The organism is Vibrio algivorus (genome assembly GCF_030161215.1).
GTDB lineage: Bacteria > Pseudomonadota > Gammaproteobacteria > Enterobacterales > Vibrionaceae > Vibrio > Vibrio algivorus.
The window spans coordinates 92,546-102,827 of the sequence record NZ_BSPV01000010.1 but is presented as its reverse complement, the minus strand read 5'-3'; the positions used below and the strand labels follow the sequence as shown (position 1 = coordinate 102,827).

The window sequence follows — 10,282 nt, the reverse complement described above, 5'->3', positions numbered from 1 at the left end:
AAAGCCCCGTTAATTCGGGGCTTTTTCGTATCCTGACAATGATTAGCTCAAGGTATTAAAATTAAAAAGGTAATTAAAGATGCGAAAACTCAGCACCTTAGCTATGGTTATATTACTTACTGGTTGTACTCAGAGTTATGCTATGAAAGATAATAATCCCGATTTACTATGCAGCTCGAAACCTAACTGTGTTTCCACTCAAGAGCTAAGAAGTGATTATCAAGTTGCCCCATTTGAACTCATTTCAGAAGCGACAACTATCGATGAAATAGAACAAGTGGCACTGACCTTAAAAAGAACCAAAACGGTCAAAAAAACCGATGATCGCTTACATTTAGAATCCACCAGCCTAGTTTTCCGCTTTGTTGATGACCTTCACATTGTCAAACAAGGTTCACAACTTCAGGTTCGCTCAAAATCTCGCGTTGGTTACTCTGATTTTGGTGTAAATAAAAGCCGTGTAGAAGCATTACGTCAAAAGTTAATTGAAGCTAATTTACTCAAACCAAGCACCTAAAATTAAATCTGTTATGCTACAATCCCGCCATCTTTGACCCATATAGAGTAGATAGATTATGAAAGTTGGCATTATTGGCGCAATGGAACAAGAAGTTGCGATACTAAAAGAATCACTAGTTGGCTGTGAAACAACAACTAAAGGTGGTTGCACTTTTTATACTGGCAGCATTAATAATGTGACAATTATCCTTCTGCAATCTGGTATTGGTAAAGTCTCAGCCAGTATCGGTACCACTCTATTAATTGAATGCTTCCAACCTGACGTCATTATTAACACAGGTTCTGCTGGCGGATTTGATCCAAGTTTAAATTTAGGTGATGTGGTGATCTCAACAGAAGTTCGTCACCATGATGCCGATGTCACTGCATTTGGTTATGAAATTGGTCAAATGGCCGGTCAACCAGCGGCTTTTGCGGCGGATCCAACCTTAATTGAGATCGTAGAAAAAGCGCTTCAAGGTATGAAAGATACTCATGCGGTACGCGGTTTAATTTGTACCGGTGATACTTTTGTTTGTACGCCAGAAAAACAAGCGTTTATTCGTCAGCATTTCCCTAATGTGATTGCAGTAGAAATGGAAGCCTCAGCCATTGCACAAACTTGTCATCAGTTCCGTACACCGTTCGTGGTTGTGCGTGCCATTTCTGATGTGGCTGATAAAGAATCACCAATGAGCTTTGATGAGTTTCTACCACTTGCCGCCAAACGTTCATCAGAAATGGTGATCAATATGCTTGCTCAAATGCAATAAATAACAGATTGATACCCAAGTGATTTATTTTCAAATAGCTTGGGTATCAATATAGCCATGAAACCTCTCATGGTTATATTAAATCAAGGATGAGGAAACCATAGAATATGTACACTCGTGCAATTACGCCTCTGACTTTATTGGCGCTATTTTTATCCTCACAAATATTCGCTACCCCACTTTCTCCCCATGTTGCACAGCGCGTGATAACCCTGTCACCACATGCTACTGAACTCGCTTTTTCTGCAGGGCTTGGCGATAAACTGGTTGGAGTAAGCCAAGCAAGTGATTACCCACCAGAAGCCAAAGATATCGAGCAAGTAGCTAATTACCAAGGCATCAAATTAGAACGTATTTTAGTGCTACAACCCGATCTCGTGATCGCATGGAAAAAAAATGCAAACTCTCGTGAACTCGATCAATTAGAAAAATTTGGCATTCCTATCTACTACTCATCAATTGAAAGCTTGGATGATATTCCAAGTAACTTAAGGCAACTGAGTCTGTGGGCTGAAGACTCATCGGTGGGGAAAAATAATGCCACCAAGTTTGAATCTATATTGACTCAACTACGCTCTCAATATCAAAATCAAGCCAAAATTCGCTATTTTTATCAACTCAGCCAAAAGCCGATGATGTCAGTCACTGACCCTAATTGGCCGACTGATATTTTTCAGATTTGTGGTGGAGAAAATGTCTTAACAAATACCAAAGTTGCTTATCCACAAGTTGGCATAGAGCAAGTTATCGCCTTACAGCCTGAGGTGATTTTTAATTCTCATCTGGCTACCAATAATGACGCAACATGGCAAAATTGGCCGCAGATACCAGCAGTTAAACATAATTTCATCTGGTCGGTTAACCCTGATTGGCTATCACGCCCAACCATGCGTAGCTTAAAAGCCATAAAACAAGTATGTGGCTATTTTGATAAAGCTCGCAAAAAATAACCATTTGGCGTGAACCGTTTTTACCAGTAGAATCTGCGCCAACTTTAACCTCCTCAACCCTGAATGAAGACCATACCCCATGGATACCAGCCTACTGTATTTGTTTGATTTATTCGGCACTGCCATCTTTGCCATTTCAGGAGTACTACTTGCGGCTCGATTGAAAATGGATCCTTTTGGCATGGTAGTCCTCGCCAGTGTCACAGCCATCGGCGGCGGCTCGATTCGCGATATGATGTTAGGCGCAACGCCAGTATTTTGGATCATCGATAATAATTATTTATGGGTGATTTTTATTACCTGCCTAGCCACACTATTGCTCGTCAGACAACCCAAACAACTGCCTTGGTATATTCTGCCGGTTTGTGATGCCATTGGCTTAGCCGTGTTTGTTGGAATTGGCGTTGAAAAAACCTTATTACTACAAGACTCAATGATGATCGCAGTGATCATGGGAGTATTAACAGGCTGTGGCGGAGGTATTATTCGCGATATTCTTGCTCGTGAAATACCAATGGTGCTGAGAAGTGAGATCTATGCCACTGCATGTATCGCTGGTGGGATCACCCATACGCTCGCTTTATATTTTGGTCTCCCCTCTCAACCGGCATTTTTACTAGGGGTAGTCACAACATTAACCATTCGCTTAGCAGCTATACGTTGGCATCTATCTCTACCAACCTTATCAGTGAAAAGCTAATTCGCTTGATATAGGCACAAAAAAGGAGCTCATTAGCTCCCCCTTTGATTGATATAACCAAGTGATATTACTTGATAGTAATGCGCGCAAATTTGCGTTTACCGACTTGGTATATTGCAGTACCTGATTCTGGTACTAACTTAGTATCTTCAATTTTCGCGCCATCGATTTTTGCTGCGCCTTGACGAATCATACGCATTGCATCTGATGTTGAGCCGACTAAGCCCGCTTCTTTTAATACGTTCCCAATTGCCATACCTGATTCAAATTCAAACTCTGGCATTTCATCTGGCATCGCACCTTTTTGGAAACGATTAATAAACTCTTGCTCCGCCGCATCCGCATCGGCTTCACTATGGAAACGTGCAATGATTTCTTTAGCTAACAAGATCTTCACGTCACGTGGGTTTTTACCAGCTTCCACATCTGCTTTAAATTGCGCGATTTCTTCCAATGGACGGAAAGAAAGAAGCTCGTAGTAGCTCCACATTAACACATCAGAAATAGACATGATCTTACCGAACATTTCAGTCGGAGATTCACTAACACCAATGTAGTTGTGAGCAGATTTAGACATTTTCTTCTCACCATCTAGACCAACCAACAAAGGCATCATTAATACTACCTGAGGCTTCTGGCCACTAGATTTTTGCAGCTCACGTCCCATCAACAAGTTAAACTTCTGGTCAGTACCTCCAAGCTCAACATCGGTTTCCATCGCCACAGAATCGTAACCTTGTAATAAAGGATACATAAATTCATGAATCGCAATAGGCTGATTATTTGAATAGCGTTTTTTAAAGTCGTCACGTTCAAGCATACGTGCAACAGTTTGATTTGCCGCTAAACGAATCATGCCTTCTGCACCCAATTCCGATAACCACTCAGAGTTAAACTGAATTTTGGTTTTCGCAGGATCTAAAATCTTAAAGACTTGTTGCTTATAAGTTTCAGCATTGGCTAGAACATCTTCACGCGTCAATGGTGGACGAGTGGTATTTTTACCCGTTGGGTCGCCAACCATACCCGTGAAATCACCGATCAAAAATGTCACTTCGTGCCCTAGTTCTTGGAAGGCACGTAACTTATTTAAAATAACGGTATGACCTAAATGAATATCTGGCGCAGTAGGATCGGCACCCAATTTAATTCTTAATGGGCGGCCTTCTTTTAATTTAGCAATCAGTTCTTCTTCAGGAATCAGTTCTTCTACACCACGCTTAATTTCAGCCAGTGCCGCTTCAATGCTCGACATTTAGATTTACTCCAACAATTCTGTAAAAATACGTATCAGAACATAATACGCAATAGCGCTGTTTTTGGAAACCAGTTAGACTGGCTCATCTTATTTTTCCGAGCAATTAATTGCCTTAATAACAGAATTTTTTTTAATAATGCGCGCATTCATCAGCCAATTACCTATTTTTCATAAAGTACTGATCGGATTTATCAGTGCTTTAACCATTCTCGTGGCGTTTTCTTTACCTGATATGGAAGAGTTAACTCAGCATGAACCTCGTTTAAAAGTCGGAAAACACTACCCACTCGTTATTCCTGAAGACATTTTTATCCAGCAAAGTCCACCAAAAGTATTTACAGACTGGGAAACTTATACCGTTAAATCAGGTGAAAGCACCGCATTGCTTTTTAATCGAATTGGTTTATCGGCTCAATTACTCTATCAACTTGTGTCTTCTAATGAAGAAATTGAGAATCAACTGTCACGTCTACGCCCTGGCGATAAACTCATTTTTGGTTTTAATGAAAACCATGAGTTTACCCAATTAATCCGACCAATATCGGCTTACCAATCTTTTCGCATATCAAAAACCAAAGATGGCTTTCGATCGCATATTGAGAAGAAAGAGATCAATAAACATTTCAACCATGCCGAAGCGACCATTACATCTAATTTTTGGAATGCTGCAGTGACATCCGGCTTAACACCAAACCAAATAATGTCTTTGGCTGGTATTTTTGGCTGGGATATTGATTTTGCGCTGGATATTCGCTCCGGTGATAATTTTAAAGTGTTGTTTGAAGAGCAATTTGTTGAAGGTAAAAACATTGGTGGAGGAAATATTCTAGCAGCGGTATTTACCAACCAAGGCACAACATTTAAAGCCGTTCTTAATCCAGAAGATGGCAACTATTACGCCCCCGATGGTCGGGCAATGAAAAAAGCCTTTCTGCGTTCACCGATTGATTTTCGTCGAGTCACCTCTAATTTTAACCCAACTCGTCGACACCCAGTGACAGGTAAAGTAGTCGCACACCGAGGCACCGACTATGCAGCTCCAGTAGGCACAGCAATTTGGGCGGCTGGTGATGGTATTGTCGAAAAAGCAGGTTATAACCAATTTAACGGCAATTACGTATTTTTGCGTCACAGCAACACCTATATCACTAAATACTTACACATGAAAAAACGCTTAGTGAAAACTGGGCAGCGAGTGAAACAAGGGGATACTATAGGAACACTGGGTGGAACCGGACGAGTAACCGGCCCTCACTTACACTATGAATTTTTGGTCAATGGCATACATAAAAACCCACGAACTGTGGATTTACCTCAATCGAGGTCGCTAACGGGAGATAAAAAAACCCGTTTTGTTAAACTTGCTAAGCAACAGCTTGATAAGTTAAACCAGTATGATCATCGTTTAATTGCTCAAGATAAATAATTAAAGTTGATATACCCTTAAATAAAAAATGCCCAGTTGATAATTAAATCAACTGGGCATTTTACTTGGAATTATTTATAAATTTTTTAATTTAGGTTTTCTGTTAAACACTAAATGATGCGCCACAACCACAGGTAGTAGTCGCATTCGGGTTGTTCACAAAGAAGCGAGAGCCTTCAAGGCCTTCGGTATAGTCAACCACACCACCAATTAGGTACTGTAAGCTCATAGGGTCCACCACCAGTGTCACACCTTGCTTAACAATAGTCGTATCACCGTCATTAACCTTCTCATCAAAGGTAAAACCGTATTGGAAACCACTACAACCGCCACCAGTAATATATACACGCAATTTTAGATCTGGGTTTTCTTCTTCAGAAATCAGCACTTTAACGCGAGACGCAGCAGTGTCAGAAAAAGATAATGGTAATTGCTCATCGCTCATGACGACCTCTCTCATTAGCGTTGTTACCAAGTTATCTACTTGGCACGACGATTGGGTAGAACACACTTCATCATTGAAATGAATTTCAGATAACTGGATTATCTAATACCTGACCTTATCGTTCAAGTATTCATCGTGAGTTAATCCAAATTAAGCGATCAGATGTATGAATACCGAATCAAACTAAATACGATTTTTTCTATTGTAAATTAGATCTTTTCTCCGAAAATCCCAACTATAGCCAAAAACCTCGGTGAAAAAAGTGCAAAACTCGTCAGCTTAGATACAATGCGACTGAAATTATCTCATCTGCTCGAGCTCTGACTTTTCAGCCGATAGAGCAGCAAAGAAATAGCATTATTTAAGGATAGAGCATGAGTAAGTCTGCTGAACTATACCAAAAAGCCCAACAAACCATTCCAGGTGGCGTTAATTCTCCAGTGAGAGCCTTTAACGGTGTGGGTGGTGATCCCCTCTTTATTGAACGTGCTGATGGTGCACTAATTTTTGATGCCGATGGCAAAGCTTACATTGATTATGTAGGATCTTGGGGTCCAATGATCCTTGGCCATAACAATTCAGCGATTCGCAACGCCGTCATCAAAGCAGCAGAACGCGGCTTAAGCTTCGGCGCTCCGACTAAAACTGAAATAAAAATGGCTGAGTTAGTTTCAGAGATGGTGCCATCAATGGAACAACTTCGCATGGTAAGCTCTGGTACCGAAGCGACTATGAGCGCGATTCGTTTAGCTCGTGGATTTACTGGCCGAGATAAAATCCTAAAATTTGAAGGTTGTTATCACGGTCATGCAGATAGCTTATTAGTAAAAGCAGGGTCAGGAGCATTAACTCTAGGCCAACCTAGCTCTCCTGGCGTTCCTGCTGATTTTGCAAAGCACACCTTAACCGCAACTTTTAATGATTTAGATTCGGTACGTGCTTTATTTGAAGCAAATCCAGAGCAAATCGCATGTATCATTGTGGAGCCTGTTGCCGGTAATATGAACTGCATTCCACCAGTTGAAGGCTTTCTTGAAGGTCTACGTGAGATTTGTGACGAACACAAAGCACTACTGATTTTTGATGAAGTCATGACGGGCTTCCGTGTTGCTCAAGGTGGTGCACAGGATTACTACGATATTAAGCCAGACTTAACTACCCTTGGAAAAGTCATTGGTGGCGGTATGCCTGTCGGTGCTTTCGGTGGTCGTAAAGATGTCATGCAATATATCGCACCAACCGGCCCTGTTTATCAAGCGGGGACTTTATCAGGTAACCCAATCGCAATGGCGGCAGGCCTAGCTTGTTTGAAAGAGTTACGAGGCGAAGAGAATGAAGCACGTCTCGCTAAGCGAACTAAACAGCTAACGAAAGGCTTAAAGAAAGCCGCTGATAAGTATGGCATTCCGTTTACCGTTAACCGTGTTGGTGGCATGTTTGGTTTCTTCTTTACTGAGCAAAAAACCATTACCTGCTACGAAGATGTGACCAAATGTGATACTGAACGCTTTAAACGTTTCTTCCACCTGATGTTGGAGCACGGTATTTACCTTGCACCTTCAGCATTTGAAGCTAGCTTTATGTCACTAGCTCACTCATCACGTGAAATTGAAGCAACCATTGAAGCCGCTGAACGTTGTTTTGCTGTTATGGCTGAAGACAAATAGTCCTACTTCCCCATAAAGAATAAAGGAAAAGCGTTAGAGTTGCTCTAGCGCTTTTTGTTTGCTAATTAACCACTGATTAATTCCAATTAAGCACCACTAAAATAACTAATACTGAAATTAATAACGTAAACCATGGTATCGACTTTTTTGATTGGCTCTTACAACCATTTTTATTATCACAACAGCCCATAACTCTACCTCCCATATACCGTTATTTCAAAATCTTAGATTGATCACTCTACCAATTATCGCCATTATAATAGTGACAATGTTATCGCTTACGCTTTGGTAACAACATACTCCTGATGACCACTATTACGCAAGGAAGATCCATGCCCAATAAATTTAGAATGACAGCCACACATTGGGTGCTGATCATTGCCCTACTTGGCGCTGCTTATGCCTGCTACTTATTGATCACGCCTTACCTCAACTCGATCATCATGGCATTTATTATTTCTTTATTAGTGTTCCCGCTACACAATAAATTAAATTTACGCTGGCCAAATCACCGTAATAGCACCGCTTTTCTTTCCTGCCTATTATTAACCTTTGTGATCGTGCTTCCTTTGCTCGCCATTTTTGCATCCATCGTTCAGCAAGGAGCAAGCTTATCGCAAACCATCTACTCTTGGGCAACCCACGGAGGCATTCAAGATGCATTAGCCCAACCTTATGTTGTGAAAGGTCTAAGTATCATTAATCATTACTTGCCTTTTGATAATATCGATCCTCAACAATTAGCTCAGCGCGCCGCAAAATTTATTTCTCAATTTGGAAGTACTTTAGTCTCTATAAGTGCAGGTATTTTAGGTGATGCTACAAACTTTATTATGAACTTCTTTTTAATGTTGTTTGTATTATTCTTTTTACTACGCGATCAAGAAAGATTGGTCGATAACATGCGCCATATTCTGCCATTATCACGCAGCCAAGAAGATCGCCTATTAAGTGAAATTGAACAAGTCTCAAAATCGGCCGTTCTTGGCTCTTTCTTAACCGCGATTGCACAAGGGGTAGTTGGTGGATTGGCATTTTGGATTGTTGGACTACCCGGATTATTTTTAGGCACTATGATTGGGGCTGCCTCTTTTATTCCTGTAGTAGGAACGGCTCTGGTTTGGGTACCTGCTGCTGCTTATCTATTCCTCACCGGAGAGGTTACCTGGGCAATTTTCATTGTCGTATGGGGAATAGCAGTGATTGGCTCCATCGATAACCTATTGCGCCCATTATTAATGCAAGGTAGTGCAGGTATGGATACTTTGATGATCTTCTTTGCTTTACTAGGCGGTATTCAGTTATTTGGTTTGATCGGTTTGATCTATGGTCCGCTCATTTTTGCGATAACCATGGTGCTATTTAAAATGTATGAAGAAGAGTTTAAACACTTTCTCAATATGCAAGATAATAGCTAACATCATAGAAACAGACTGCTATTGTTTCGATTGGTATCCAGGCCTGATTATGAGAAAATCAGGCCTGTTTTATTACTAGGTAGAATATCCATGTCCACATACACAGCGCCAAGCCAGATCGCCCAACGTCAACTAGAGTACTTTCAAGGTAAGCATGTTTTAATTGCCGGTGAAGCGGAAGATTTATTCTGTCTTGAATTGATGAAGCACTGTGAATCGGTATCCATCTTTACTACTCATTATGGTTACCATAAGCAATTTGAAAACACGTCCAATATTCAATCCTATTTTGGCGCACAATTAGAGGCTGAAACTAAAGCTGATATGCTACTGTTATATTGGCCAAAAGCAAAAGCTGAGGCTGAATATTTACTCGCAATGCTGATGGACAAACTTGGCGTCGACACCGAAATCTGTGTGGTAGGAGAAAACCGCTCTGGTGTGAAAAGTATCGAAAAGATGTTTGCTCAATATGGCATCATTAAAAAGTACGACTCAGCCAGACGCTGTTCATTTTACTGGGGGCAGTGTCAGACTCCAGCGAAGCCTTTCACCCTATCAGAATGGTACAAGAGTTACCCAATTACCATAGGTAAAGATACCTTAACGATTAAAAGTCTACCTGGAGTGTTTAGTCATGGTGAGTTTGATAAAGGCAGTGAACTACTGCTAGCAACCTTACCGAATTTAAAAGGAAGAGTGCTCGATTTTGGTTGTGGTGCGGGCGTAATCGGCAGTGTTATGGCCACTCGTAATCCACACATCTCACTAGAAATGTGTGACATCAGTGCGCTTGCGATTGAATCAAGCAAAGCAACCTTACAAGCCAACGGTCTAAAAGGAAAAGTTTTTGCTTCAGATATCTATTCTGATATCACAGGAAAATATGACTACTTAATTAGTAACCCACCTTTCCACTCAGGATTGGATACTAATTATTCTGCGGCAGAAAGCTTACTTTCCCAAGCCCCGAACCACTTATCCCACGCAGGTAAAATGATTATCGTGGCCAATAACTTTCTAAAATACCCTCCAATTATTCAAAAAGCTTTTGGCGAATGTGAAACACTAGATAAAAATACCAAGTTTTCCATTTACTTCGCTCAAAAATAGCAGCACTGTTCAACCGGCTCTGATAGCGTGATAT

Annotated in this window: 10 protein-coding genes; 8 read left to right on the top strand and 2 right to left on the bottom strand. The window is 40.9% G+C overall.

Going from position 1 to position 10,282, the window contains the following annotated elements:
* Positions 1-79 precede the first annotated feature (79 nt).
* The 4 genes from QQJ93_RS15435 to QQJ93_RS15420 all read left to right on the top strand — a co-directional run bounded on the left by QQJ93_RS15435 (position 80) and on the right by QQJ93_RS15420 (position 2,921).
* Positions 80-517, top strand: coding sequence for a DUF1499 domain-containing protein (locus QQJ93_RS15435; protein WP_089124838.1), 438 nt, complete (start codon positions 80-82; stop codon positions 515-517).
* Positions 518-575: 58 nt separating this feature from the next.
* Positions 576-1,271: a 5'-methylthioadenosine/S-adenosylhomocysteine nucleosidase gene (gene mtnN / locus QQJ93_RS15430; protein ID WP_089124839.1), complete on the top strand. Its 696-nt coding sequence runs from the start codon at positions 576-578 to the stop codon at positions 1,269-1,271.
* A 107-nt stretch (positions 1,272-1,378) separates the two neighbouring features.
* Complete coding sequence (locus QQJ93_RS15425; RefSeq protein ID WP_089124840.1) at positions 1,379-2,221, top strand: helical backbone metal receptor; 843 nt, start codon at positions 1,379-1,381, stop codon at positions 2,219-2,221.
* A 79-nt stretch (positions 2,222-2,300) separates the two neighbouring features.
* The gene (locus QQJ93_RS15420; protein WP_089124841.1) at positions 2,301-2,921 is read left to right on the top strand and encodes a TRIC cation channel family protein; all 621 of its coding nucleotides are present in this window, start codon (positions 2,301-2,303) and stop codon (positions 2,919-2,921) included.
* Positions 2,922-2,988: 67 nt separating this feature from the next.
* On the opposite strand, the gene tyrS is transcribed toward QQJ93_RS15420, so the two are convergent.
* Positions 2,989-4,176, bottom strand: coding sequence for a tyrosine--tRNA ligase (gene tyrS / locus QQJ93_RS15415; RefSeq protein ID WP_089124842.1), 1,188 nt, complete (start codon positions 4,174-4,176; stop codon positions 2,989-2,991).
* A 139-nt stretch (positions 4,177-4,315) separates the two neighbouring features.
* Between tyrS and shyC the strand changes: the two genes are divergently transcribed.
* Positions 4,316-5,605: a peptidoglycan DD-endopeptidase ShyC gene (shyC, locus tag QQJ93_RS15410; protein ID WP_089124843.1), complete on the top strand. Its 1,290-nt coding sequence runs from the start codon at positions 4,316-4,318 to the stop codon at positions 5,603-5,605.
* A gap of 103 nt (positions 5,606-5,708) precedes the next feature.
* Here shyC and erpA read toward each other — a convergent pair whose 3' ends face one another.
* A complete protein-coding gene (erpA, locus tag QQJ93_RS15405; RefSeq protein ID WP_089124844.1) occupies positions 5,709-6,050 on the bottom strand; it encodes an iron-sulfur cluster insertion protein ErpA in 342 nt (113 codons plus the stop codon).
* A 374-nt stretch (positions 6,051-6,424) separates the two neighbouring features.
* Here erpA and hemL point away from each other — a divergent pair, with 374 nt between their 5' ends.
* The 3 genes from hemL to rsmC all read left to right on the top strand — a co-directional run bounded on the left by hemL (position 6,425) and on the right by rsmC (position 10,248).
* Complete coding sequence (gene hemL / locus QQJ93_RS15400) at positions 6,425-7,717, top strand: glutamate-1-semialdehyde 2,1-aminomutase (protein ID WP_089124845.1); 1,293 nt, start codon at positions 6,425-6,427, stop codon at positions 7,715-7,717.
* A gap of 332 nt (positions 7,718-8,049) precedes the next feature.
* The gene (locus tag QQJ93_RS15395; protein ID WP_089124846.1) at positions 8,050-9,135 is read left to right on the top strand and encodes an AI-2E family transporter; all 1,086 of its coding nucleotides are present in this window, start codon (positions 8,050-8,052) and stop codon (positions 9,133-9,135) included.
* A gap of 90 nt (positions 9,136-9,225) precedes the next feature.
* Positions 9,226-10,248 carry a 16S rRNA (guanine(1207)-N(2))-methyltransferase RsmC gene (gene rsmC, locus QQJ93_RS15390; protein WP_089124847.1) on the top strand — a complete coding sequence of 341 codons (1,023 nt, stop codon included), beginning with the start codon at positions 9,226-9,228 and terminating at the stop codon, positions 10,246-10,248.
* The last annotated feature ends 34 nt before the right edge of the window (positions 10,249-10,282 follow it).